The sequence below is a fragment of the Ideonella sp. genome (assembly GCF_044358605.1).
In the GTDB taxonomy this organism is placed as follows: domain Bacteria; phylum Pseudomonadota; class Gammaproteobacteria; order Burkholderiales; family Burkholderiaceae_C; genus Ideonella.
On the sequence record NZ_JBIKNQ010000004.1, the window covers coordinates 24,204 to 48,355 of the forward strand.

Annotated in this window: 22 protein-coding genes; 11 read left to right on the forward strand and 11 right to left on the reverse strand. The window is 64.3% G+C overall.

The window, feature by feature from the left end; all coding sequences use genetic code 11:
- Positions 1-52: 52 nt before the first annotated feature.
- Positions 53-430 carry a 4a-hydroxytetrahydrobiopterin dehydratase gene (locus tag ACIQ3Q_RS02380; protein WP_396267367.1) on the forward strand — a complete coding sequence of 126 codons (378 nt, stop codon included), beginning with the start codon at positions 53-55 and terminating at the stop codon, positions 428-430.
- A gap of 51 nt (positions 431-481) precedes the next feature.
- Here ACIQ3Q_RS02380 and ACIQ3Q_RS02385 read toward each other — a convergent pair whose 3' ends face one another.
- The 7 genes from ACIQ3Q_RS02385 to dapC form a co-directional block, all read right to left on the reverse strand.
- Positions 482-880 carry a type II toxin-antitoxin system HicB family antitoxin gene (locus tag ACIQ3Q_RS02385; protein WP_396267368.1) on the reverse strand — a complete coding sequence of 133 codons (399 nt, stop codon included), beginning with the start codon at positions 878-880 and terminating at the stop codon, positions 482-484.
- Positions 881-895: 15 nt separating this feature from the next.
- Complete coding sequence (locus tag ACIQ3Q_RS02390) at positions 896-1,078, reverse strand: type II toxin-antitoxin system HicA family toxin (protein WP_396267369.1); 183 nt, start codon at positions 1,076-1,078, stop codon at positions 896-898.
- Between the two features lie 48 nt (positions 1,079-1,126).
- Positions 1,127-1,996: a 50S ribosomal protein L3 N(5)-glutamine methyltransferase gene (gene prmB, locus ACIQ3Q_RS02395; RefSeq protein WP_396267370.1), complete on the reverse strand. Its 870-nt coding sequence runs from the start codon at positions 1,994-1,996 to the stop codon at positions 1,127-1,129.
- A 100-nt stretch (positions 1,997-2,096) separates the two neighbouring features.
- Positions 2,097-3,260, reverse strand: a complete 1,164-nt coding sequence (dapE, locus tag ACIQ3Q_RS02400; protein WP_396267371.1) for a succinyl-diaminopimelate desuccinylase — start codon at positions 3,258-3,260, stop codon at positions 2,097-2,099.
- 18 nt (positions 3,261-3,278) lie between these two features.
- Positions 3,279-4,445, reverse strand: coding sequence for a PilT/PilU family type 4a pilus ATPase (locus ACIQ3Q_RS02405; protein WP_396267372.1), 1,167 nt, complete (start codon positions 4,443-4,445; stop codon positions 3,279-3,281).
- Between the two features lie 59 nt (positions 4,446-4,504).
- Positions 4,505-5,335 (reverse strand): 2,3,4,5-tetrahydropyridine-2,6-dicarboxylate N-succinyltransferase, encoded by an 831-nt coding sequence (gene dapD, locus ACIQ3Q_RS02410; protein ID WP_396267373.1) that lies wholly within the window; start codon positions 5,333-5,335, stop codon positions 4,505-4,507.
- A gap of 53 nt (positions 5,336-5,388) precedes the next feature.
- Entirely contained in the window at positions 5,389-6,597 is a 1,209-nt protein-coding gene (gene dapC / locus ACIQ3Q_RS02415; protein ID WP_396267374.1) for a succinyldiaminopimelate transaminase, read from the reverse strand.
- 93 nt (positions 6,598-6,690) lie between these two features.
- On the opposite strand from dapC, the gene ACIQ3Q_RS02420 reads away from it, so the two are divergent.
- Entirely contained in the window at positions 6,691-7,287 is a 597-nt protein-coding gene (locus ACIQ3Q_RS02420) for a DUF333 domain-containing protein (RefSeq protein ID WP_396267375.1), read from the forward strand.
- Here the strand turns inward: ACIQ3Q_RS02420 and ACIQ3Q_RS02425 are convergent.
- Positions 7,284-7,712 (reverse strand): SET domain-containing protein, encoded by a 429-nt coding sequence (locus ACIQ3Q_RS02425; protein ID WP_396267376.1) that lies wholly within the window; start codon positions 7,710-7,712, stop codon positions 7,284-7,286. The two genes, ACIQ3Q_RS02420 and ACIQ3Q_RS02425, sit on opposite strands and share 4 nt — an antisense overlap.
- A 17-nt stretch (positions 7,713-7,729) precedes the next feature.
- Positions 7,730-8,209: a preQ(1) synthase gene (gene queF, locus ACIQ3Q_RS02430; protein WP_396267377.1), complete on the reverse strand. Its 480-nt coding sequence runs from the start codon at positions 8,207-8,209 to the stop codon at positions 7,730-7,732.
- A 175-nt stretch (positions 8,210-8,384) separates the two neighbouring features.
- On the opposite strand from queF, the gene smc reads away from it, so the two are divergent.
- The 8 genes from smc to ACIQ3Q_RS02470 all read left to right on the forward strand — a co-directional run bounded on the left by smc (position 8,385) and on the right by ACIQ3Q_RS02470 (position 20,149).
- Positions 8,385-11,900 (forward strand): chromosome segregation protein SMC, encoded by a 3,516-nt coding sequence (gene smc / locus ACIQ3Q_RS02435; RefSeq protein ID WP_396267378.1) that lies wholly within the window; start codon positions 8,385-8,387, stop codon positions 11,898-11,900.
- A 43-nt stretch (positions 11,901-11,943) separates the two neighbouring features.
- Positions 11,944-12,993: a cell division protein ZipA C-terminal FtsZ-binding domain-containing protein gene (locus ACIQ3Q_RS02440; RefSeq protein WP_396267379.1), complete on the forward strand. Its 1,050-nt coding sequence runs from the start codon at positions 11,944-11,946 to the stop codon at positions 12,991-12,993.
- A gap of 157 nt (positions 12,994-13,150) precedes the next feature.
- Entirely contained in the window at positions 13,151-15,088 is a 1,938-nt protein-coding gene (locus ACIQ3Q_RS02445; RefSeq protein ID WP_396267380.1) for a M48 family metalloprotease, read from the forward strand.
- Positions 15,089-15,219: 131 nt separating this feature from the next.
- Entirely contained in the window at positions 15,220-17,361 is a 2,142-nt protein-coding gene (gene ligA / locus ACIQ3Q_RS02450) for an NAD-dependent DNA ligase LigA (protein WP_396267381.1), read from the forward strand.
- A complete protein-coding gene (locus ACIQ3Q_RS02455; RefSeq protein WP_396267382.1) occupies positions 17,342-17,905 on the forward strand; it encodes a GNAT family N-acetyltransferase in 564 nt (187 codons plus the stop codon). The genes ligA and ACIQ3Q_RS02455 overlap by 20 nt, the downstream gene beginning before the upstream one ends.
- A 528-nt stretch (positions 17,906-18,433) precedes the next feature.
- A complete protein-coding gene (locus ACIQ3Q_RS02460) occupies positions 18,434-18,568 on the forward strand; it encodes a hypothetical protein (protein WP_396267383.1) in 135 nt (44 codons plus the stop codon).
- Between the two features lie 405 nt (positions 18,569-18,973).
- Complete coding sequence (locus tag ACIQ3Q_RS02465; RefSeq protein WP_396267384.1) at positions 18,974-19,384, forward strand: hypothetical protein; 411 nt, start codon at positions 18,974-18,976, stop codon at positions 19,382-19,384.
- A gap of 168 nt (positions 19,385-19,552) precedes the next feature.
- On the forward strand, positions 19,553-20,149 hold the full coding sequence (locus ACIQ3Q_RS02470) for a hypothetical protein (protein ID WP_396267385.1): 597 nt from the start codon (positions 19,553-19,555) through the stop codon (positions 20,147-20,149).
- Between the two features lie 134 nt (positions 20,150-20,283).
- On the opposite strand, the gene ACIQ3Q_RS02475 is transcribed toward ACIQ3Q_RS02470, so the two are convergent.
- Positions 20,284-20,403, reverse strand: coding sequence for a CcdB family protein (locus ACIQ3Q_RS02475; protein WP_396267386.1), 120 nt, complete (start codon positions 20,401-20,403; stop codon positions 20,284-20,286).
- Between the two features lie 3 nt (positions 20,404-20,406).
- Positions 20,407-20,682, reverse strand: coding sequence for a type II toxin-antitoxin system CcdA family antitoxin (locus ACIQ3Q_RS02480; protein WP_396267387.1), 276 nt, complete (start codon positions 20,680-20,682; stop codon positions 20,407-20,409).
- A 104-nt stretch (positions 20,683-20,786) separates the two neighbouring features.
- On the opposite strand from ACIQ3Q_RS02480, the gene ACIQ3Q_RS02485 reads away from it, so the two are divergent.
- Positions 20,787-24,131 carry an error-prone DNA polymerase gene (locus ACIQ3Q_RS02485; protein ID WP_396267388.1) on the forward strand — a complete coding sequence of 1,115 codons (3,345 nt, stop codon included), beginning with the start codon at positions 20,787-20,789 and terminating at the stop codon, positions 24,129-24,131.
- Positions 24,132-24,152: the final 21 nt, after the last annotated feature.

Here is a 24,152-nt window from a genome sequence, read left to right on the forward strand (position 1 = left end):
CCTGTGCGTGATGCAGGCGCCGCAAATTCAACGCATTGCCGAGGACCTTGCCATGCCCGAGACCCCGCCTGAAACGCCGCGCCTGTCAGCACTGAGCGCTGTGGAGGTGGCGCAGGCGCTCAAAGCGCTGCCGGATTGGAGGCTGGTGGCGCCAGTCGGTAGCCCAGAAGATGAGCCTCTGCAGCAAGCGCTGCAACGATCGTTGCGCTTACGCAGCTTCCCTGATGCGATGGCTTTTCTACAGACCTTGGTCCAGCCCTTGGAGGTCTTGGGCCACCACCCTCGCATCGAGAACACCTGGCGTGAGGTCACGCTGACCTTCACGACCTGGGATGTCGAGCATAGGCTCACCGTGCTGGACGTTCAAGGCGCCGAAACCGTCGAGCGCATCTATCAGGCCTTCGACAATCAGTCTCGAGCGGCAATCTGATGTGCCGCCCTATGCATCATGGAGAGTCGTCGCCCTGGAAGAGGGGCGCACTCAGGACTGCATGGCACCACGCGCCGCTTCGACCAAGAAGCCACTGCGGCTCAGGCCACGCGCCTTGGCATGGTCGTCAATGCGGGCCAAGACGAGGCGCGGCACAGTGATGTTGATTTTCTCAGCGGGGCCGAGGTACTTCTCGATGGGCACATCCACCACCGCCCACACCCAACCCGCATAGGCGGGGTCAGCTTGCCACACGCTCAAGGGGCGGGTGGCGGGAATGTCCAGCCCATCTTCGATCAGCACTTCGACGTGCTGGTCGATGGCTTGGCGCGCGTTGTCCATGGCTTCTTCCAGGGTGTCACCGGCAGAAAAACAGCCCGGCAAGTCGGGGACGACAACACCCCAGGCGCTGTGCTCACTCCCAGGTTCGATGGCGATGAAGAACTTCACGACGGACTCCTTGCTTCAGCGCAGACCGGCTTGCTTGAGCAGCTTGTGAACCAAGCCTGTGCCCAAGTCTTCTTTGGGATGGGGCACGCTCAAGTGGCCGCCTTTGGCGGGATGGGTAAAGACATGGTGGCTGCCTTTGCTGCTGCGCAGGCGCCAACCATCGGCTTCCAACAGCTTGATCAGGTCTTTGCTGTTCATGGTGGGTATGGTACCCACCATGAGATTATCCAGCAAGGGAGTGGGGCCTTAGGCGCGCAACAGCGCGTCACGCTCCACCAACAGCACCTGGTCATCCCCCGCGCTGGTGCTCAGCCAGATCACATCCAGGGTGGGGAAAGCGGCTTCAAAGAAGGGGCGCTCATGGCCGATCTCCAGCACCAGCACGCCATGCTCGCTCAGGTGCTGGGGCGCTTGCGCCAACAGCGTGCGGATGAAGTCCATGCCGTCATCGCCACCCGCCAGGGCCAACTCGGGCTCGGCGCGGTATTCGGCGGGCAGGGCGGCCATGGAGGCGCTGTTCACATAGGGTGGGTTGCAGAGGATGAGGTCGAAGACCGCGTCGCCCACCGCGCCCAGGCCATCACCTTGTGCCAAGCGAATGCGCTCACTCAGGCCGTGGCGTTGCACATTGAGAGCGGCGACGGCCAGGGCGTCAGTCGACAGGTCGGCACCGACCACGCTGACCTCGGGCCAAGCCATGGCCGAGAGCACGGCCAGGCTACCGTTGCCGGTGCAGAGGTCTAACACCCGCTGCGTGTGCTCACCCAAGAAGGTATCGATGCTGCCCTCGGCCAGGCACTCTGCAATCAGCGAGCGCGGCACGATGACCCGCTCGTCCACGGTGAAGGGCACGCCCTGCAGCCAGGCCTCGCCTGTCAGATAGGCGGCGGGCTTGCGGCTGCTGATGCGCTGGCTCACCAGGTCGTTCACCCGCTTCAGATCGTCCGCGTTGACGACCGTGTCAGCGACGTCATCCAGGCTGTCCAGCGGGTGTTTCAGCGCCCACAGCACCAGCCAAGCCGCCTCGTCAAAAGCGTTGGTGGTGCCGTGGCCCAACGAAACGCCCGCCTCGGTGAGGCGGGCGGCTTGGGTGTTGATCAGCTCGATCACCGTCATGGGTGTTCTTTCTCGTGAGATTCAGTCCGTTTCAGCATCATCTGTGGCTAGGCGCGAAGCCGCAGACAGTGCTGTCGCACGGCAAGGCGAAGCAACGACGTCACGGATGATGCTGAAGCGGACTCAGCAGCGCTTCGAGGGTGCGGCGGTATATGTTCTTGAGGGGCTCGATAGCGTCCACCGCCACATGCTCGTCGATCTTGTGGATAGTGGCGTTCACCGGGCCAAACTCCACCACCTGCGGGCAGACTTTGGCGATGAAGCGGCCGTCAGACGTGCCGCCCGTGGTGGAGAGTTCGGTCTGCAAACCTGTCTCTGCGCGGATGGCCTCGCTCAAGGCGGTGACCAAGCTGCCCACCGGGGTGAGGAAGGGCTCGCCGCCCAGCACCCAGTCGACGCGCCATTGCAACTGGTGGCGGTCCAGCACCCGGGCCACGCGGTCTTTCAGACCTTGCGGGGTGGAGGCGGTGGAGAAGCGGAAGTTGAAGTCCACCACCAACTCGCCCGGGATCACATTGGTGGCACCGGTGCCGGCGTGGATGTTGGAGATCTGCCAAGTGGTGGGCGGGAAGTACTCGTTGCCCTCGTCCCAGGTGATGGCGGCCAACTCGGCCAAGGCCGGGGCCGCCAGGTGCACCGGGTTCTTGGCCAACTGCGGGTAGGCCACATGGCCTTGCACGCCGGTGACGGTGAGCTTGCCCGAGAGCGAGCCGCGCCGCCCGTTCTTGATGACATCACCCAAAGCACTGACCGAGGTCGGCTCGCCCACGATGCAGGCATCGAGCTTTTCGCCCCGGGCTTGCAGGTGTTGAACCACCTTGACCGTGCCATCCACCGAAGGGCCTTCTTCGTCGCTGGTCAGCAAAAAGGCGATGCGGCCGGTGTGCTGGGGCTGGGCCCGCACAAACTCTTCAGCGGCCACCACCATGGCCGCGACCGAGGTCTTCATATCGGCCGCACCCCGGCCATAAAGCTTGCCGTCGCGGTAGGTGGGTACAAAAGGCTCGCTGTGCCACTGGGCCAGCGGGCCGGTGGGCACCACATCGGTGTGGCCTGCAAAGACGACCGTGGGCCCGGCCACGCCTGCATCGTGCACGGCCCAAAGGTTGTCCACCCTGAAGGTCTCTGGCCCAAAGGGCAGGTGCTCGCAGACAAAGCCCAAGGGCGCAAGCCGATGGGCAATCAGGGCTTGGCAGCCGTGGTCAGCGGGCGTGACGGAAGGGCGGGTGAGCAGGTCTTCGACCAGACGCAGCGTGGCGGTCATGAGGTGGATGCAGCAGGCTTAGCGTCGGTAAGGCACGGTGCCGGTTTCAGGCACCACATCCAGCGCGATTTCGGTGAACGACGGGCTCTCCGGCTCGGGCTTAGGTGGCACCACCCGCGAGGTCGGCAAGGTTTCGTTTTGCAAGCGCCACAAGAGGTTGGTCGGGGAGTCGGCGTATTGCAGCCCTTCCTCTTGGGAGACCACATCTTCGTGGATCAGCCGGGCGATGTCTTCCTCAAAGGTTTGTGAGCCTTCGGCCAGCGAGCGCTCCATGGCGTCGCGCACGCCACCAAAGTCACCCGCCTCAATCATCTCGGACACCAGCTTGGAGTTGAGCAACACTTCCACCGCAGGTACGCGGCCACCGGCCGTGGCGCGCAGCAAGCGCTGCGAGACGATGGCTTTGACGGCAGCGCCCAGGTCGGCCAGCAGCGCTGGGCGGGCCTCTGGGGTGTAGAAGGACAAGATACGCCCCAGCGCATGGTGGCTGTTATTGGCGTGCAGGGTGGCCAGCACCAAGTGGCCCGAGAGCGCATACGAGATGGTCTGGGTCATGGTTTCGCGGTCGCGGATCTCACCAATCATGATGCAGTCTGGCGCCTGGCGCAGCGCGTTCTTCAGGGCCACATGCAGGCTTTGGGTGTCGCGGCCCACTTCGCGCTGGTTAACGATGGAGCGCTTGTTCGAGAACAAAAACTCAATCGGCTCTTCAATCGTCAGGATGTGGCCGGAGAGGTGTTGATTGCGCCACTCCAGCATCGAGGCCATGGTGGTGCTCTTGCCGGTGCCCGTGGCGCCGACCATCAGCACCAAGCCGCGCTTTTCCAGCGCTAGGCTGGACAAAATCGACGGCAGATGCAGGGTGTCGATGGACGGGATGCGCACCGGAATGCAGCGGATCACCGCCGCCACCGAGGCCCGCTGCTTGAAGGCCGAGAGCCGGAAGCTGCCGACCTTCTGGATGCCGAAACCCATGTTCAGCTCGCCCTCTTGGTCCAGCTCTTCAAGCTGCAGCGGTGTCAAGATCTCGGCCAGCATGGTGCGCGGGTCTTGCGGCGCCAGCACATGGTCGGTCACAGGTAGCAGTTGCCCGTTGATCTTCAGCATCACCGGCGCATTGGCCGAGAGATACATGTCCGAAGCGCCTTTTTCGGCCATCAGGTGCAGCACACGTTGCATGTTCATGGCGGTGTTCTCCGGAGCTTGTGAAGAGAGGGCAAAAAAAGGCGCTGGACGGCTAGCGCTCAGTCGCGCAGCAGCTCGTTGATGCTGGTCTTGGAGCGGGTCTGTGCATCCACGCGCTTGACGATGATCGCAGCGTACATGCTGTAGTCGGCACCGTTGGCCGCTTTCTTAGGCAAGTTACCGCTGACCACCACCGAGCCACTGGGCACGCGGCCATAGCTGATCTCGCCGGTGGCGCGGTCGAAGATGGGGGTGGATTGGCCGATGTAGACGCCCATGCCCAGCACTGAGTGCTCTTCGACGATCACGCCTTCAACCACTTCTGAGCGAGCGCCGATGAAGCAGTTGTCTTCGATGATGGTGGGGTTGGCTTGCAGCGGCTCCAGCACGCCACCAATGCCCACGCCGCCCGAGAGGTGCACGTTCTTGCCGATCTGAGCGCAAGACCCGACGGTGGCCCAGGTGTCCACCATGGTGCCCTCATCGACATAGGCGCCGATGTTCACGTAAGAAGGCATGAGCACCGCACCCTTGGCGATGTAGCTGCCGCGGCGGGCCACGGCCGGGGGCACCACGCGCACGCCAGCAGCGGCCACGTCGGATTCCTTCATGTGCGAGAACTTGGTGTCGACCTTGTCAAAGTAGGTCAGGTCACCCGAGCGCATGACCTTGTTGTCGTTCAGGCGGAAGGACAGCAGCACGGCCTTTTTGAGCCACTGATGCACCGTCCACTGGCCTACGCCTTCGCGGGTGGCCACGCGCAGGCGGCCAGCGTTCAGGTCAGCGATGACTTGGTTCACGGCCTCACGCACTTCACCATGCGTGCTGGCGTTGAGGGTGGTGCGCGACTCCCAGGCGGTGTCGATCAGGGCTTGCAGAGGATGGGTCATGGTCGTGTGGGAAGGGGAGAGCAGAAAAAGAGGGGACTGTCGCCGTGCGGCCATCAAGCGGCGCAGCGTGCCGCGTAGTCTTGTGTGAAGCGCACCATGCGTTCAGCGGCTTCGCGGCATTCATCGATCTCAGCCACCAAAGCCAAGCGGATACGCCCGGCACCAGGGTTGATGCCGTGGGCCTCGCGGGCCAGCAGGCTGCCGGGTAACACTGCGACATTGTATTGAGCCAGCAACTCCAGGCTGTAGCGCACATCATCCCCGCCGGGCACGCCGGCCCAGAGATAAAAGGCGGCGTCCGGCAAGGCCACGTCCAAGACCTGTGCCAACAGCGGGGTGACTTGGGCAAATTTGGTGGCATAGGCGGCGCGGTTGGCCACCACATGGGCCTCGTCGCGCCAAGCGGCCACGCTGGCCATTTGCACCGTCTTGCTCATGGCGCTGCCGTGGTAGGTGCGGTAGAGCAAAAAGGCCTTGAGGATATCGGCATCACCCGCCACAAAACCTGAGCGCAGGCCCGGCACATTGCTGCGCTTGGACAAACTGGTCAGCACCACCAAGCGCTTGAAGTCATGGCGGCCCAAGGCCTTGGCGGCGGCCAGCGCGCCCAGGGGCGGCTCGTCACCAAAATAGACTTCCGAGTAGCACTCGTCCGACGCGATCACAAAGCCATAGCGGTCGCTCAGCTCAAACAGCGTTTTCCATTCCGACAGCGGCATGACCGCGCCCGTAGGGTTGCCGGGCGAGCAGGCATAAACCAGTTGGGTACGCGCCCAGGTGGCGTCATCGACCTGACCCCAGTCGCAGGCAAAGTTGCGCTGGGGGTCTGAGTTAGCAAACGCCACCTGCGCCCCGGCCAGCAGGGCCGCGCCCTCATAAATTTGGTAAAACGGGTTGGGGCAGAGCACGGTGGCGCCGGGCTGGGTGGCGTCGATCACCGTTTGCGCCAATGAAAACAGCGCTTCGCGCGAACCCTGCACTGGCAAGATTTGGGTCTTGGCGTCCAGCGTCACGCCGTACCGGCTTTGAACCCAATCCGCACAGGCCTCGCGCAATACGGGCTCGCCAGCCGTGGCGGGGTAGTTGGACAAGCCGGGCAGGGCGGCGATCAGGGCCTGCTCCACCAAGGCCGGCGCTGGGTGGCGGGGTTCGCCCAAGCCCAAACTGATGGGCTTGTAGGCCGGATTGGGGGTGATGTCGCGGGTCAGCGCACGCAGGCGCTCAAAGGGGTAGGCGTTCAGCCGGCCGAGCAGGGGATTCATGGTGGCGGGATTATCCGACACCCATCCCGCTTCTCTGGCCTGTGGCTGCACGAAATGCCCACGGCGCCCCTCGCATTGCGGCATGATGCGCAGATGAACCTTTTCACGCACTGGCCGCGACCCGGCATCCTTGCTCGGTCCCGGCCTACGCGTCAGGAGGTGCTGTGCGCTTTGCTGCTGATCGCAGCGCTTGGCTCTTGGCCCTCTGCGCGAGCGGCCAAGCCCAAGCCGGCAGCCCCCGCGCCCACCGGACCTGAACGCTGCGAGGCCAGCGGCGGCCGTGAAGTGATCTGGACCCTGCGCACCCCGCTCAAGGAGCCCGCCCGCGCTCAGTTTGACCAACGCGGCCGCCTGCCGGCGTGCGAGTGGCGCGCGGCCGATGGCTCCAAGCTGGGGGTGTCCATGCGTACCTTGGCGGCGCCGCAAGCCCCGCAGGCGGTCAAGGCGTGGCTCAAACCGGTGGCCTTTGACGCCAAAGGCGGGGGCAGCCCGGCCGCGCACTACTGCTACCAGATTGGCGGCACCAGCACCACCATTGTTCATTGGGGCGCGCGGGGCGCGGCAGCCGGTGAGATGGGCCTGTGCCTGTTTGCAGACGGGTCCGCCATCGACGACTGGGCCTTGTTCTACAAGCAAGGCGGCAGCCTCCGGGGCAAAGACCTCTCTACCCTCTGGCCAGAAAAGTCTTAGAGGCTGCCCACGCAGCCCGGTGCGCCGCAGCGGCAAGTCAGCCGCCCCTCATGGTGGGTCTCACCGTAGTTGACGGTGATCTCTTCCTCGGGCGCAATCGGCTTGATGGCCCAAAACTCAATCCGCCCATCGCGGATGCTCAGGCGCCCATTGGGCTGGCACGAGTGATTGGTGAAGCGCATGGGGTCGGTGGAGGCGGCCAAATCAACCGCGGTCTTGTGCGAGACCTCGACAATCATGATGCGCTCCAGCGTCGCGGCGCGGCGGCGGCCTTCAGCCACGCTGATGGTCTCGCCGCGCACCTCGCCGATTTTGCGGTTCTTGGGCACCGGCTCGGTGGCAAACACGCCAAAGCCGTCGATGGCGCTGCGCCGCACCGTGACGCCGTATTTTTGATACGGCTGAAGCTCAAACAGAGCGCCCATCCTGAGCCCTCAGCCGTTCAAAGCAGGCCGGTGGCGGTGGGCAGGCTGGGCGTGGGCACCACGCTGTCGCCCTTGAAGCCCTTTTTGCGGTGCTCGGCCACCACATTGGTGAAGATGCCGCCGCGCACATACCAGCGTGCGGTGATGCGCGCATAGCGCGGTTGGGTGGTGGCGACGATCTTGGCCAAGATGTCGTTGGTCACCTTTTCGTGAAAAGCACCTTCGTCGCGAAAGCTCCACATGTACATCTTCAGGCTCTTGAGCTCGACGCAGAGCTTGTCGGCCACCATGTCAATGGTGAAGTGCGCAAAGTCGGGCTGGCCGGTCAGCGGGCAGTGGCAGGTGAACTCGGGCACCTGAAACTGGATGAGGTAATCCCGCTCGGGGGCCGGGTTGGGGAAGACATGCAGCTCTTTAGAGGGGCGGCTCGGTGGGTTCACCGGCATCTCACGTTGGCTGGGGGCGGCGGCAGTTTTGGTCTTGGGGGCGCGGGCCATGGCTTGAGCTTGCGAATGCAATAGGGAATGTTGTGTGGGCGCGATGGTATCATCCTAGGCTGACATGTGTGTCGCCGGAGTGGCGATTTCTGCATACAAATCAATGACTTAGAGCCGAGATGGCGGGCCTGCCTTGGGAGGCGGCCCTTGCTGGACTCGTGCCACTCAGGTTTTCATGCGGCTCAATCAAATCAAGCTTTCGGGCTTCAAGTCCTTCGCCGATCCCACCACGTTCCAACTGCCCGGGCAGCGGGTCGGGGTGGTTGGCCCCAATGGTTGCGGCAAATCCAACATCATGGACGCCGTGCGCTGGGTCTTGGGCGAGTCCAAGGCCAGCGAATTGCGTGGCGAGTCCATGCAAGACGTGATCTTCAATGGCTCGGGCAACCGCAAGCCGGCCAGCCGCGCCAGCGTGGAGCTGGTGTTCAGCAATGAAGACGGCCGCGCTGGCGGCAGTTGGAACCAGTACGCTGAAATTGCCGTTAAGCGGGTACTCACCCGAGACGGCACGAGCAGCTACTTCATCAACAACCAGCCTGTGCGCCGCCGTGACGTGCAGGACGTGTTCCTGGGCACGGGCTTAGGGCCACGCGCCTACGCCATCATCGGCCAGGGCACCATCAGCCGCATCATCGAGTCCAAGCCCGAAGAGCTGCGCTTGTTCCTCGAAGAAGCCGCCGGTGTCTCCAAGTACAAAGAGCGCCGCCGCGAGACTGAAAACCGCCTGCGCGACACGCGCGACAACCTCACGCGGGTGGAAGACATCCTGCGGGAGCTCAACGCCAATCTTGAGAAGCTGGAGCGCCAGGCCGAGGTGGCCAGCCAGTACCGCAGCTTGCAAGATGCAGGCACGCTCAAGCTGCATCAGTTGTGGTTCTTGAAGCACCGGGATGCGACCAGCGAAGGCGAGCGCGTGCGCTTGGCCCACTTGGAGGCCACGAACGCCCTGGAAGCCCGCTTGGCCGAGTTGCGTCACGTGGAAGCCGAGCTGGAGACCGTGCGCCAAGCCCACTATGCAGCGTCCGACGCCCTGCACCTGCGCCAAGGCGACTTGGCCCAAGCGCAGTTGGAGGTCTCGCGCCTGGAAGAGCGCATCCGCTATGTGGTGGAGGGCCGCCAGCGCGCCGAGGCGCGATTGGCCGAGCTGCAATTGCAAAACAACCAATGGGCCGACCGCAGCGCCCAAGCTCAGGCTGAGCTGGAAACCATTGCCGAGCAAATGGCCACGGCCGAAGAGCGCTCGGAGCTGTTGGCAGCCCAGGCTGAAGAGCAGGGGATGCAGCTGCCCAACCAAGAAGATGCGGTGCGGGCCGCCCAAGGCCGCGCCAATGAGCAGCGCGCCCAAGTGGCCGTGGTGCAGCAGCAGATCCAGGTGCTGGCGGCAGAGAGCCGCAATGTGGAAGAACAAAGCCGCAGCCTGCGTACCCGGCGTGAACGTTTGGCTGCCGAGCGCAGCGGCTTGGCCGCGCCCGACACCGAGCGCCTGGGCGCCTTGCGGGCTGACAGCCAAATGGCCGACGAGGTGCTGGCGGAGTCCGAGGCGCGCCTGGGTCAACTCAGCGACGAAGTGCCTCAGCTCGACGAGCAACGCCGCCAGCAGCAAGCCACGGTCAGCCGCGAGTCGGCCAAGCAGTCCGACCTGAGCGCCCGCCTTGAAGCCCTGCGGGCGTTGCAAGAAAAGGTGCAGACGGAAGGCAAGCTCAAGCCCTGGCTGGCCAAGCACGGGCTAGACACCCTGCCGGGCCTGTGGACCCAGATTCACATGGAGCAAGGCTGGGAAGTGGCGCTGGAATCGGCCCTGCGCGAGCGCATGAACGCGCTGGCGGTGGGCCGGCTGGACATCGTGCGGGCCTTCGCGGCCGACGCACCTCCGGCCAAGCTGGCGTTTTATTCTTTGCCGCAAGCGGCGGTGTCCGACTCGCATCAAACCCTGCCGCGCCTCTCAGAGCTGCTGCGTTTGCATGACGTCGGTCTGAAGGGACTGCTGACGGATTGGCTGGAGGGCGTCTATACCGCCACCAACTTGGACGAAGCCCTGGCCCAGCGCAACCGCCTGACCCACGGCGAGGTCATCATGACCCGCGAGGGCCATGCGGTGTCGCAGTTTGCGGTCAGCTTCTATGCGCCCGACTCTGAACAAGCCGGCATGCTGGGCCGCGCCCAAGAGATCGAGAACCTCGACAAGCAGGTGCGTGCCCAAGCCCTGATTGCCGAAGACAGCCGTTTGGCCCTGGTGCGCGCTGAAGCCGCCTACACCGAGGCCTCGCAGCGCCTGGGCTCGGCCCGCCGAGAAGCCGCCGAGGCCCAAACCCGCGCGCATCAGTTGCAGGTGCAGGTGTTGCAGCTCAGCCAGCAGGCCGAGGCCACCAGCAGCCGCCGGGGCCAGCTTGATGACGAGATCTTCGAGATCGATGCCCAGATGGAAGAGTTGGCCGAGCGCCGCATGACCGGCGAGGCCCGCTTTGAAGAGCTGGACATGCAACTGGCCACCACCCAAGAGCGCCATGCCGACCTGGACGAGGCCGTCATCCAGGCCGAGCGCAAGCTGGCCGAAGCGCGCGAGCAATTGCGGGCCCTGGAGCGCCAGGCTCAAGAGTCGCAGTTCCAAGCCCGGGCCCTGGTGGCACGGCAGGCCGAGTTGCAGCGCGCCATTGAGACGGCCGAGCTGCAGATGCGCGCCAACCAACAGTCGGGCGAGCAGTTGCAGTTGGAGCTGGGCAGCTTCAACGACCAAGCCGCTCAAGCCGGCCTGCAAGACGCGCTGGCGCTGAAGGTCGAGAAAGAACAAGCCCTGGCCGCCACGCGCAGCGAGTACGACGACTTGTCGGCCCGTCTCAAGGCGGCGGATGAGCAACGCCTGGCCTTTGAGCGCAGCCTGGAGCCGCTGCGCGAGCAACTCACCAAGCTTCAACTGGAGCAGCAGGCTGCGCAACTGGGTGGTGCGCAGTATCTGGAGCAACTCACGGCCGCTGAGGTCGACCTGGAAGCCCTGGCCAAGTCCATCGAAGACGGCAGCGTCAAGCTCTGGGGCTTACAAGGCGAGATCGACCGCATCAACCGCGAAATCGCCTCGCTGGGGGCGGTCAACCTGGCGGCTTTGGATGAGCTGACCGCTGCCCGTGAGCGCAAGACCTTCCTCGACTCGCAAAACGCTGACCTGACCGACGCCATCAACACGCTGGAAGACGCGATCCACAAGATCGACCTGGAAACCCGCGACCTGCTGATGAACACCTTCAACCAGGTCAACGAAGGCTTTGGCGCCATGTTCCCCAAGCTCTTCGGCGGCGGGCAGGCCAAGCTGATGATGACGGGCGACGAAGTCTTGGACGCCGGGGTGCAGGTGATTGCACAGCCCCCGGGCAAAAAGAACTCCACCATCCACCTGCTGTCGGGCGGCGAAAAGGCCCTGACCGCCATCGCCCTGGTGTTTGCCATCTTCTTGCTCAACCCTGCACCGTTTTGCTTGCTGGACGAGGTGGATGCGCCGCTGGACGACGCCAACACCGAGCGCTACGCGCGCTTGGTGGCCGAGATGTCGGCTGGCACGCAGTTCCTGTTCATCTCCCACAACAAGATCGCCATGGAAATGGCCGAGCAGCTCATCGGCGTGACCATGCAAGAGCAGGGCGTCTCCCGCATTGTGGCTGTGGACATGGATGCGGCTGTGGGCTTGATGGAAGCGGGCTGAGGTAGGCTCTTGACCCAGACACACAAAAACTGACGAGATTGGCATGACCCTCACCGTCGCACTGGCCATGTTGGCTGGCTTGGTTCTCTTGGCTGTCGTGGTGCACAGCGCCTGGGCAGCCCGCAAGAACGGGCCGCGCCTGCCGCAACCGCAGGCCGGCGAATCGCCCCGCCTGGAGCCCACGCTCACCGGCTTGGGTGACGACGCTGCTTTGGAGCAGGCCACCGCCTTGCCCGACATGCCGCTGCGCCACCTGGCCGTGACCCGCCGCGCCGCGCGCATTGATGCGCTGATTGACGCCATTGCCACCCTCACCCCGGAGCAGCCTGTCAGTGGCGACATGGTCTTGGCCCACATGCCGCCCACGCGCCGTGCCGGCGGCAAGCCCTTTCACATCGAAGGCCTGAACGCTGAGACGGGCGAATGGGAGTTCCCCCGCGCGGGCCAGCGCTACGGAGAATTTCAGGCAGGCCTGCAAATGGCCAACCGCCAAGGCGCCGTCAACGAGATCGAGTACTCCGAGTTTGTGCAGAAGATCCAAGCCTTTGCCGACGCCATCGGTGCCGGCGTGGACTTCCCCGACATGCTGGACGTGGTGGCCCGCGCCCGCGAGCTCGACGCCTTCTCCAGCCAGCACGACGCCCAACTCGGGGCGGTATTGGTCTCCAACTCCGTCGCTTGGAGTGTGGGATATATCCAGCAGTGCGCAGGTCGCCACGGCTTTGTACCGGGCTCGGTGCCTGGCCGTTTGGTGATGCCGTCCAACGAGGAGGGCGCGCCACCCATGCTGGTGCTGAGCTTTGACCACAACGCGGCCTTGGCCGACGACCCCGGCCATGCCGCGCTGCGCGAGTTGACCCTGAGCTTGGACGTGCCCCAAACGCCAGAAAGCGCCGAGCCCTTTGCGGCCTGGCATGAGTCTGCCCGCCGTTTGGCCGACGACTTGGACGCCACCTTGGTGGACGACGAAGCCCAACCCATCACCCTGCACGCCTTTGCCGCCATCGGCCAAGAGATGCAGCGCCTCTATCGCGCGCTGGAGTCGCGTGACCTGGCGGCGGGCAGCACGGCTGCGCGGCGCTTGTTCAGCTGATCCTTGGCGCCGAGTGGGTCGGCAAGGCCTGATCTGACGTGATGGAAGTCGCGCGCACTTCGTCCCTCCTCGTTTGGCCCAAGCGAAAAAGCCTGCATCTGGTGCAATGATGCCGACCTGCCCGGGCGGGCCGTGGTTTGTGGCGCGGGGCGTTGGGATGCGAGAGTCAAAGTTCAAACAATTGGTCACCGAGTACGACCACCGTGCGCGCCATGCGCCGGGTCGTTTTACGGCGGTGACGGCCCTGTGGGCTGTGCTGGGCCAGTTCGCCATCTTGGCCTTGCTGCTCTTGGCCATGGTCGGTTTGGCCTTTGCGGTCGGCCACCTCCTCAATGAGCCCTTCCAGTTCAGTGCCCTGCTGTGGGCTTTGGGCTTTGCCTCTTTGCTGTGGTCCACCTTGGCGGCCCTGTGGCTGCGCCAGCAGCCCTTGCCAGGCCGGGTGTTGAAGCGCAGTGACGCCCCCAAGCTCTTTGAGCTGATCGACAAGGTTCACCAACGCTGCCACGTGCCTAGCCCCGACTTGGTGGTGCTGGACACCGAGCTGAACGCCGCCATCTTGCAGCAGCCCCGCCTGGGCTTGCTGGGCTGGCACCGCAATGTGCTGGTCTTGGGCCTGCCGCTGCTGATGGCCTTGGATGTAAAGCAACTGGCTGCTGTGGTGGCGCATGAATGCGGCCACCTGCGCGGCAGCCACGGCAAGCTGGGCGCGTGGATCTACCGCACCCGGCGCAGCTGGTTCCGGCTGGCCGAGTCGCGGGCCGATGCCGGCGGCGGTGTCTGGCTGGGCGACGCTGCGCTGCAACTCTTCTTTGACTATTTCTTCCCCCGCTTCAACGCCCGCGCTTTTGTGCTCTCGCGGCAGCAAGAGGTCGAAGCGGACGTGCTGGCCCGCCTGGCCATGGGCGCCAAGCCGGTGGCCGAGGGCCTGATGATCATGGCGGTACAGCAGCGCTATCTGGACGAGGTGTTCTGGCCGCGCATGCTGCGCCCGGCGCACACCGAGCCCGTGCCCACCGGCCGCCCCTTCAGGGACATGCGCCTGCAGATGCGCGAGGCCTTTGTGCACCCCAAGGCCGAGCACTGGCTGCGCGAGTCATTGCGCCGGGTGCCTGCCGCCGACGATACCCACCCCTCTTTGCGAGAGCGTATCCAAGCCACCGAAACCGCGCCCTTATTGCCCGCGCGGCCCTTGCACTGCGCCGCAGACGCTCTGTGCGCCAAGTCCCTGCCCAAATGGTTGCACTGGGCCGATGAGCAATGGCGCAAGGACGTGGAGATCACCTGGGCCACGCGCTACCGCCTGGCCCGCCGCGATGCGGCTTTGCTGCAGGACCTGGCCCAAGAAGAGGCCCAAGGCCCAGGCTTGCCACTGCCCGACCGCCTGCTGTGGGCGCGCACCGCTTGGCGCCTGGAAGGCCGCTTGGCCGCGCGCCAGCAGTTGCAACTGCTCTTGGACCAACACCCGCACGCGGGCGAGCCCCTCTACCTCATGGCCTGCCTGGAGCTGGACGAAGCCAGCGACCCCACCAGTCTCCAAAGCCGCACCGCAATGCGCGAGTCTGGCTTGGCCCGGCTTGAGGCCCTGGCGCAACAAGGCCAGTCGGAGTGGGCTGTGGCGGCCGCCCGCCGTCTGGAAGACGCCTACGAAGCGGGCGAAGACTTTGCCGCGCTGGCCGACCTGCGCCCGGTGCGCAAAGCCCTAGAAGCCCAGGATCAGCAGGCCTTGGAGGCTCTGTATGAGTTTGGTGGCCGGGTCGAGCTGAGCGTGCCCAGCTTCAGCCCGCGCGTGCTGCGCCCCATCTTGGACGTGCTGCGCCGCGAGCCCGCCGTGGGCCGAGCGTTCTTGTTGAAGCGGACGGTCAGCCAAGCTGCAGGCTGGTCGCTTTACCTCTTGGTGGTGGAGCGCAAGCGCGGCGTGCCGCAGCCCGACCCACAGCACTGGTGGCAAGCCCTGGACGAGCAGATCGACATGCCCCTGCGCCTGATGGTGGCCGACCTCGACCACCCGCATTGGGCGAGCCCGGCGCGTCAGCCGCTGGTCGAGCACATCAAGCGCATCGAAGGTGCTTGCATCTACAGCGGCCGCAGCCTCTGATTCCGTTTCCAAATCATCCGTGTTGTTGTTGCTTCGCCTCGCCGTGCTATTGCACTGTCTTCGGCTTCGCGCCTAGACACGAATGATTTGGAAACGGAATAGGGCCTGCTCAGCGCCTCTACACTGGGCGGATGTCTGACCTGTTCTCCACCCATGCGCCCCCAGAGGCCCAGCAGCGCGCTGCCGAGCTGCGCACCCAACTGCAGCACCATGCCCACCAGTACTTTGTGCTGGACGCGCCCAGCATCCCCGACGCCGAGTACGACCGTCTCTTCCAAGCCCTGCAAGCCCTGGAAGCCCAGCACCCCGAGCTGTTGACGCCAGACTCGCCCACCCAGCGCGTCATCGGCAAGGTGCTGGACGGCTTTGCCAGCGTGCGCCATGCCGTGCCCATGCTCAGCATCCGCACCGAGACCGACACCACCGCCGGTGGTGCCCAAGCCTTTGATGCCCGCGTGCGCCGCGAGCTGGCGCTGGCTGAGGGTGAGGCCAGCCCCGCCTATGCGGCCGAGCTGAAGTTCGACGGCCTGGCGCTTAATTTGCGTTACGAGCACGGCGTGCTGGTGCAAGCCGCCACGCGGGGTGATGGCGAAACCGGCGAGGACGTGACCCAAAACATTCGCACCATTGGCCAGATCCCCCTTCGCCTCAAAGGCTGCGAGGCACCCGTGCTGGAAGTGCGCGGCGAGGTCTATATGCGGCGCGACGATTTCGACGCGCTGAACGAGCGCCAACGCGGCCTGATCGCCGCGGGCGCCAAAAACGAAAAGACCTTTGTGAACCCGCGCAATGCGGCCGCGGGCGCGGTGCGCCAACTCGACCCCGCGATTGCCGCCAAGCGGCCCTTGAGCTTTTATGCCTACGGGCTGGGCGAGGTGCAGGGCTGGGCCGTGCCTGCCACCCACAGCGGCCTGCTGGACGCCCTGGCCGCGCTGGGCCTGCCCGTGTGTGAGCACCGCACCGTGGCGGCCAGTGCCGACGAGCTGGTGGCCTTCCACACCCGCATGGGCCAACAGCGCGATGCGCTGCCCTTTGACATCGACGGCGTGGTCTACAAGGTCAATGAGCGGGCGCTGCAAGAGCGCCTGGGCTTTGTCAGCCGCGAGCCGCGCTGGGCCGTGGCCCACAAATACCCAGCCCAAGAGCAAATGACGCGCCTGCTGGACATCGACATCCAGGTGGGCCGCACCGGCAAGCTCACACCCGTGGCCAAGCTGGAGCCGGTGTTTGTGGGTGGCACCACTGTCAGCAATGCCACCCTGCACAACGAAGACGAAGCCCGCCGCAAAGATGTGCGCGTGGGTGATACGGTGATCGTGCGCCGCGCGGGTGATGTCATCCCCGAAGTGGTGGGCGTGGTGCTGGAGAAGCGCCCGGCCGACGTCGGCGAGGCCTTTGACCTCTACAAACGCCTGAGCGGCCAATGCCCCGTCTGCGCCAGCCCCATTGCCCGCGAAGAGGGCGAGGCGGATTGGCGTTGCACCGGCGGCATCACCTGCCCGGCGCAGCGCAAGCAGGCCTTGCTGCACTTTGCCGGCCGCCGTGCCATGGACATCGAAGGCCTGGGCGACAAGCTGGTGGACCAGTTGGTAGACGCGGGCCTGGTGCGCACCTTGCCCGACCTCTACAAACTGGGCTTTGTGCACCTGGCCACCCTGGAGCGCATGGGCGACAAGAGCGCCAACAATCTTGTAGCCGCCATTGAGGCCAGCAAACACACCACGCTGGGGCGCTTCTTGTTTTCGCTGGGCATTCGCCATGTGGGCGAGACCACGGCCAAAGACACGGCCAAGCACTTTGGCGACATGAACCGCATCATGGATGCCCGGGTGGAAGAGCTGCTCGAAGTGCCCGACGTCGGCCCCGTGGTGGCCGCCAGCCTGCGCCAGTTTTTTGACCAGCCGCACCACCGTGAAGTGGTGGAGCAACTCATGGCCTGCGGCGTGACCTGGCCCGCCATCGAGGCCCAAGCCAGCGATGCCCCCCGCCCCCTGCTGGGCAAGACCCTGGTGCTCACCGGCACACTGCCTACACTGAGCCGCGACGAGGCCAAGGCCTTGATCGAAGCGGCCGGCGGCAAAGTCAGCGGTTCGGTCTCCAAAAAGACCACCTATGTCGTGGCCGGTGAAGAAGCCGGCTCCAAGCTGGACAAAGCCCGCGAGCTGGGTATTGCCGTTCTGGACGAAGCCGGCCTGCAGGTCTTGCTGGCGCAGGGCGCAGCAGGTGGTGAGGGTGACGGTGAAAGCGGCGGTGATGCTGTTGTCAGCGGCTGATCACCTGCCCGAGCAAATCGAGACCCCGCGCCTCCTCATTCGCGTGGCGAAGCCGGACGACGGTGCTGCCTTCAATCAAGCCATTCTCGACTCGCTGCCGCAACTCAGCCCCTGGCTGGGCTGGGTCACGCCCGCGCCTACGCTAGAGGCTTCAGAGCAAAGCTGCCGCAAAGCCTATGCGCGCTTCCTGATGAACGAAGACCTGATGGCCTTCTTTTTCTTGAAAGAAAAGGGCACCCTGGTCGGCGGCAGCGGCCTGCACAACGCCGATTGGCACCGCCGCTGCTTCGAAGTGGGCTATTGGGGCCGCAGCGGCTGGGGCGGCCAAGGCCTGATGACCGAAGGCGTGCGCGCCTTGGCCGAATACGCCCAACACACGCTGAAAGCCAACCGCGTGTTCCTGACCGCGGACGACGCCAACGAGCGAAGCTGGCGCTTGGCGGAGCGGGCGGGCTTTGCCTGGGAAGGTACCTTGCGCAAGGAGCGCTTCAACGTGCAGGGGCGGCTGCGGGATACGCGGATGTATGCATGGGCGGTGGGGTAGCCAGTCCTGCCTGTGTGACGGTGAATACGACAACAAGGGCGTGCGGCAATGTGTCGGGGTCGTGAAAATGAGGGAGGACGTGACCGCCGACCGCCGCGAGAATGCAGATGACCGGGAACGGCGCCCTATATGGGGGTAATGACATAAATGAGCGAAGAAAATCGATCTGTCACTGCAATTCTGAGCGGGCCGTTGCTCCAAACCCCTCAGGGCTTGGCCGTTCTCGTCGTCTGCGTCGTGTACTTGGCTGTGCTGCCTTTTGTCATCACCAACTCCTTCCCGATCATAGGAAAGACGGGCGAGAGCGCCGTCGTGATCTGTCTCGCTTGGCCCCTCATCACCTTCTTGTACTTCATACGCGGTGGTGTGTCGACAACGCCGGAATTCAAGCCTTCACTGCCGCGAGCCCTTTGGCTTTTGCTTGTTGGCTGTGCCCCTTTTCTCTGGGGCCTCCAGCGCGTGTTGTTCGGCTAACCAACGGACTGAGGAATGGTTACAAGTCGGAGCTGAACTGAACAGTTCTACGTCGTGTGTCGATCCAAAGCTGTAGACGAAGCTCAATACCCCTGCAACAAAAAGTCCAAGGCCTTGATCCAAGTCGTCGACGGCAAGGTCAGCGGTTCCGTCTTCAAGAAAGCCACCTATGTGGTGGCTGGCGAATAGGCGGGCTTCAAGCTCGACAAAGCCCGCGAGCTGGGTGTGACGGTGCTGGACGAAGCGGGGCGGTAGGCTTTGTTGGCGCAGGATGCGACGGGCGACGATGGTAATGACGGCAAACGTGAGGACAAGGGGGATGAGCTTGTCAGCACCTGAGCGGGATCGCACGACCTGACGTTTCCCCAAAACTGGTGATGTTTGGGCTCATATCCAGGGTAAGTTTTCAGCCGGCGACGAATGACACTCGTCATAATCAAATGCACGCACAGGAGCTACTCACTGCATCTTGAGTCGAAACTGAAGCACTGGTTGTCCGCTGGATATCCTTCGCACACTCCTGCAGGTTTCCGGCCAAACCTTTGACCTTGAGTTGCTTCCTGCGGTGTACTTCAGCACTACACGGAGTTGAGCATGAACCTCAAGCATCTTTCAGTACTGTCGCTGGTCTTTGCGATCAGTGGCTGCGCGACACCCGGCCCGTATGCTGAAGTGACGGGGGAACGCCTCATTGGATCTGATCCGAATGAGGTGCCAGTTCGAATCATTGGGGTCAACGGAAAGCTGGACATATCTGGAAGCTCCAGTGTCAGGATAGATCCTGGGAGCAATTTGCTTCTTGTTCAGACGACAAGGAGAGCAATACGGCGACCGAGCCCCGATGCGATGCTGCCTCTCAACGCGAAGGGATGCATGCGATACCACGTGGTTGCGGTACACGAGTCATCGGTGACCGTTGAGCCATGGTCACTTGAGATTAAAAAGGTTGAACCGATTGACGAGTGCTTATCAAAGTATCCACAGGGGTTGGGGCCTAAGCAGTAAGCGTTGACAAGATCCCCCAACGAGCCTTTTCAAACTGCTACCTCAAGTGATCTGAATCGTCTATCGGCCTGCAACGTTGAGCTGGATGCTTCATTTTCTGCTGTCGATTGGGTGGGGGTGCTTGGAGCAGCAATTGGCTGATGGCTACCTAGGTTACAGACCATCCCCATGACTTCTCGACTCACCATTTCGCTTTTGATGGGTGCTCTGTTCATGGCGGCCGCGATCGGGATGTTCGTTGCGCACAGATTCACCCAGCATGAGCGGACGTTCATCGAACCCGTGATCATCCCGATTGCCAGCACCACCGCTGCAGAATCAAAGACCCCGTTGCTCTTGCGTCTGCAAGGGGAAGTGGACGGCCTCCAAGTCGCTGTCGATATCCAACTTGGAACGCTATGGCGTCGGCAACTCGACAAGCTTGACGATCCCTTACCTTCCGTGGAGTCCTTCTGGGGGACGGTCGAACTTCATCGCCTCGGACCGGAAAGTGATGCTCTTCTGGCTGTGTTGGAGCAGCGCTTCGGGCTCGCTGATTCTGCGGGCAAGCTGAGGCCCATCGTGAGTGCCGAGGCGGTGTCCTTCAACGGGCACCCGCTGAGTTCGACGAAAAGTCAGCTGAACCTGAAGCTCTTTCTAGGGCAGCCCGCAACCGATAGCTATGCTGAGCTATTCCTCACCCTTGACCGTCAGCGCCAGTTCGCGAAGATCCACGAAAAGAATCGCGAGTACAGGCAGTCACTTTTGCGCGAGCTGCGGCAGTGAGCCGACCGCTTGTTTCAGGATGGCTGTGGAACTGCCGCCATCTTGGGCGTCTCCAGCAAACAGGCCTGCCTCTGGATGTGGAGCACGGGCGTGAGGTGAGTCGGCAGCTTGACGGTGGCGAAGTGGTCCTGCTTTCACAAGGGGATCACCATGCGGGTGTCCAGACCGTCGAGCAGGTCGCTCTGAACATCGACCAAGAAGGGCGTGGTCTTGGCATGGCTGCCAGGGTTGGCGTACACATCAAAGCGGGCCATCGCTCAAAAGCCTCGCCACTCATCCAAAGGCAGGCCTTCAGACTCCACTGTGGTGTTGTAGGCGGCGATGAACTCGGTATGTTCTTCACGCCAGCGGCGGGCTTGGGTTTCACGCACCAGGGTGCGCAAGTGGGCGTCACAGGCTTGGGAGATGTTGATGTCCAACTGTTTGGCGGCTTCCAGAACATCCACGCTCAGCGTCAAGTTCGTGGCGCGCTTGCCGGGTTTGGCCGCCCGGGCTTTGGTTTTCTTGGCGGGGTGTGGGTCAGTAGCCAGCATGATGTAGACATGTGGGTGTATGAATGCGCATATTTTGTGCGCATCTCCCATGCCCGTCAAAGTTCAAATCACGGGCATGAATACTGTATGAAAATACAGTATTCATGCCCACCCCCTACGCCGAACTTCACTGCCGCAGCAACTTCAGCTTCCTGACCGGTGCCTCGCACCCGCAGGAGTTGGTGGCGCGTGCGCAGGCGCGGGGTTACTCGGCGCTGGCGCTGACGGATGAGGGCAGTTTGGGCGGGGTGGTGCGGGCGCATGAAGAAGCCAAGCAGCAGGGGCTGCACCTGGTGGTGGGGGCCCGCATGAGCTTGCAGGCGGCGGCGCCATCCAAAGGCGGGGCCGTGGGGGAGGGGGCCGACGACCCGCCTTGGGCGCGGCTGGTGGTGTTGGTGCAAGAGCGGCGCGGCTATGGCAATTTGGCGCAGTGGATCACGGTGGCGCGGCGCCGTGCGCCCAAGGGCCAGTACTGGGCCTATGGCAGCGACTTGGAAGGCAAGGTGCCCCATTTGCCGCAACTGGCGGGGCTGCCGGGCTGCTTGGCCTTGTTGGTGGTCGAACCCCACCCGGGCGACACCGTGGCCCTGCCCAGTTTTGAGACCGTGTTTGCCCGGGCGATGTGGCTCAAAACCTGGCTGGGCGAGCGGGCGGCGCTGACGGTGGCGCGGGGCTTGGGGCCGTGGGATGAAGAGCTGCTGGATTTAACGCTGAGAGTGAGCCAAGACAGCGGCCTGACCTGGCTGCCCAGTGGGGATGTGCTGATGCACAGCCGAGCCCGCAAGCCGCTTCAAGATGTGCTGACGGCCACGCGCCTGAACACCACGGTGGCGGCCGCCGGCTGGGCCTTGCAGGCCAATGCCGAGCAGCATTTGCGCAGCCGCCAACGCTTGGCCGAGCTGTGGCCGCCTGATGCTTTGGCGCGCACCGTGGCCTGGGCGGGGCGCTGTGCGTTCTCGCAGGATGAGCTGCGCTATGAGTACCCGCAAGAGCTGGTGCCCGAGGGCCACACACCCACCTCCTGGCTGCGCGCTTTGACCGAAGACGGCGTGCGCCGCCGCTTCAGCCAGGGCGAGCCGCCCAAGGTGCGGGCGCAGGTCGAGCACGAGCTGGCGCTGATTGCGCAGTTGCGCTATGAGCCCTATTTTTTGACCGTGGCCGACATCGTGCACTGGGCGCGCGCGCAGGGCATTTTGTGCCAGGGGCGCGGCAGCGCGGCCAATTCAGCGGTGTGCTTTTGCTTAGGGGTGACCGAGGTGGACCCGGGCCGCATGAGCCTGCTGTTCGAGCGTTTCATCAGCGCCGAGCGCAATGAGCCGCCCGACATTGATGTGGACTTTGAGCACCAGCGCCGCGAAGAGGTGATCCAGTACATCTATCGCAAATACGGCCGCCATCGGGCCGCGCTGACGGGCGTGGTCATCACCTACCGCACCCGCTCGGCGCTGCGCGATGTGGGGCGGGCGCTGGGCTTTGACCTGGACCGTATCGACGCGGTGTCGCGTCAGCAGCATGGCATGGTCAGTGGGGTGTTTTCACCCGAACGGCTGGCCGAGCATGGCTTTGATGCGGACGCGCCGCTGGTACATCTGTGGGTGGAGCTGACGCACCAGCTCAAAGGCTTTCCGCGCCACTTGAGCCAGCACCCCGTCGGCTTTGTGATTGCCCAGGACGACATTGCCCGCCTGGTGCCGGTGGAAAACGCCGCCATGGCCGGGCGCACCGTGATCGAGTGGGACAAGGACGACCTGGATGCGCTGGGCTTGATCAAGGTGGACATCTTGGCCCTGGGCATGCTGAGCGCCATTCGCCGTGGGCTGGACCTGCTGGTGCTCAAGCAGCCCGAGCGTTGGGGCCCGCTGCGCCAGCGCGCCGCCCCCCAGCGGGCCGACACACCGGAGATCCCGCTGGCCTTGCCCATGAGCGCACTGCCTGTGGATGACCCGGCCGTGTACGACATGCTGTGCCGGGGGGAATCCACCGGGGTGTTTCAAGTCGAGAGCCGAGCCCAGATGAGCATGCTGCCGCGCTTGAAGCCCCGCAAGTTTTACGACTTGGTGATTGAAGTCGCCATCGTGCGGCCCGGGCCCATCCAGGGTGGCATGGTCCACCCCTATCTGAAGCGGCGCAGTGGCGAAGAGCCGGTGAGCTACCCCAGCGACGAGGTCAAGCAGGCACTCGACCGCACCCTGGGCGTGCCCATCTTTCAAGAGCAGGTGATGCAGTTGGCCATTTTGGCGGCCGACTTCACCCCCGGCGAGGCCGACGCCCTGCGGCGCGGCATGGCAGCCTGGAAGCGCAAAGGCGGGCTAGAGCCCTTTCACGAGAAGCTGGTGGGCCGCATGGTGGCCAAGGGCTATGAGCGCGAGTACGCCGAGGCCATCTTCCGCCAGATCCAAGGCTTTGGTGAGTACGGCTTCCCCGAGAGCCATGCGGCCAGTTTTGCGCTCTTGGTCTATGTCAGCGCCTGGCTCAAGCACCATCACCCCGACATTTTTTTGGTGGCCTTACTCAACAGCCAGCCCATGGGTTTTTATGCCCCCGCCCAACTGGTGCGAGACGCCCGCGCCAATGGCGTTGAAGTGCGGCCGGTGGATGTCTGCCAGAGCGACTGGGAGACCATGCTGGAGCCGCGCCCCGAACAGCCCGCGGCTCACCCGGTTCGCCCTGAGCCTGTCGAAGGGCCGACAGACAGCTCATCCCAGGCCTTGCGCGCGGTGCGGCTGGGCCTGCATCAGGTCTCTGGCCTGCCCGAAGCAGCAGTGCAGCGCCTGGTGGCGGCGAGGCGAGCCCAAGGCCCCTTCAAGGACGTGGCCGACATGGCCCACCGGGCCGAGCTGGACGCTCGCAGCCTGCAGATGCTGGCCGAGGCCAATGCCCTGCAAGCCTTGGCGGGCCACCGCCGCCAAGCGGCCTGGGCCGTGACGGGGCTGGACACCCGGCTGCCGCCTTTGCTGGCCGAAGCGCAAGCCAGCAGTAGCGCCCCAGTGAGCCGCGCAGAGGAGCCCCCCGCCATGCTGCAGCCCCTGACCGCTGGCGAAGCCCTGCTGGCCGACTACCGCCGCACCGGTTTGTCGCTGGACAGCCACCCGCTGGCCCTGCTGCGCCCGCAATTGCAGGCCTTTCGGGTGCTGCCCGCCGACACCTTGCGAGACTGCCGCCCCGGCCAGTTGGTGCGTGCCAGCGGCTTGGTCACCCACCGCCAGCGCCCGGCCACCGCCAAGGGTGTGGTGTTTGCCACCCTGGAAGACGACACCGGCACCGTCAACGTCATCGTCTGGCCCCAAGTGGCCGAGGCTCATCGCCGCATCTTGCTGACCGCACGGCTGCTCACCGTCTACGGCATCTGGCAAACCGACGGCGTGGTCACCCACCTGATCGCCCGTCGCTTGGTGGACCACAGCCATTTGCTGCAAGGTTTGCAGCAGCGCAGCAGAGACTTCAAGTGATCTGGAACGCAGCCGCGTGAA